Source organism: Pseudomonas sp. M5A4_2d, from assembly GCF_053345295.1.
Genome location: NZ_JBKEZW010000029.1, coordinates 1 through 1,310 on the forward strand (window position 1 = coordinate 1; position 1,310 = coordinate 1,310).

The window sequence follows — 1,310 nt, forward strand, 5'->3', positions numbered from 1 at the left end:
CGGTAGTGGTATCGGCAGTGCCTGGTGTGTCGGTAACGGTGGTGTTAACCGGCGTAGTACCAGGAACCAAATTCTCGAAATGCTCGCCGCCAGTCACACCCTTAATTGCGGTGGTGACGGTTTGATCGCCTTTGTAGACGTCATCTGGAGCTACAACCGAAACGGTGCCACTCGACTGATTCACGCCGATAGTGATGGTCTGGCCGTTGTCCAAGGTCACGGTCAGCGGGTTGGTGATGTTAGTCACTGCCGCGCCGTTTTTATCCACAAGGCTGGCGGTGTAGACGATATTGCCGCCTTCGCCAACGGTGGTGGTAGCGGTCAGAACCACATCAACTTTGTCGATGGTGTCGTTGATCGTGGTGGTCGCGCCGTCGCCAGCAACTTCCAGCTTCTCGAAGTTGCCACCAGCGGTGTCAGTGATCTTGACCGTCTGAGTGCTCTTGTCGATGAACACGTCATCGCTAGGCGCTGGGACAGTCACGGTGCCGACGGTGTCGCCGGCTTTGATGGTGATAGTCGAGCCGTTGTCGAGTTTCAGGGTGACGTCAGTACCCGCTTTATTGGAAAGCGTAGCGGTGTACGTAATTTGACCGCCTTCACTAACCTGCGACGGAGCCGTCAGCGTGACGGTAGTGGTGTCGATCGAGTCAGTAATCGTGGTGACCGCAGGGGTCGTACTCGGCACCAGGTTCTCGAAATTGCCGCCCGTCGCGTTCGTGATAGTGGTGCTGACAGTGCTGCCGTTTACGTAGACGTCGTTCGGCGGGGTGTCGACGATCACGCTGCCAACCGACTCGCCAGCCTTGATGGTAATTACCGAGCCATTGCTCAAAGTGACAGTCACTGGCGTCTGCGCTGGATTGGTCAACGTAGCGGTATAGGTGATCTGACCGCCTTCGGTCACGGTGTTGCCCGCCGTCAGCGTGACGGTGGTGGTGTCGATCGAATCAGTAATCGTGGTGACCGCAGGCGTCGTGCTCGGCACCAGATTTTCGAAGTTGCCGCCGGTAGCACCGGTAATCGTGGTGCTGACGGTCGAACCGTTGTTGTAGACGTCGTTAGCCGGTGTATCGACCACAACCGTGCCAACCGACTCGCCAGCCTTGATGGTAATCACCGAGCCATTGCTCAAAGTGACAGTCACTGGCGTCTGCGCTGGATTGGTCAACGTGGCGGTATAGGTGATCTGACCGCCTTCGGTCACGGTATTGCCCGCCGTCAGCGTGACGGTGGTGGTGTCGATCGAATCAGTAATCGTGGTGACCGCAGGCGTCGTGCTCGGCACCAGATTTTCGAAGTTGCCGCCG

The 1,310-nt window shown here is 57.6% G+C and carries 1 protein-coding gene; it reads right to left on the minus strand.

The genetic code is table 11. The annotated features are described in order from the left end of the window. Window positions 1–1,310 (minus strand): immunoglobulin-like domain-containing protein (locus tag ACLBW8_RS28590; RefSeq protein WP_447806921.1); only part of this gene is annotated, 1,310 nt, incomplete at both ends.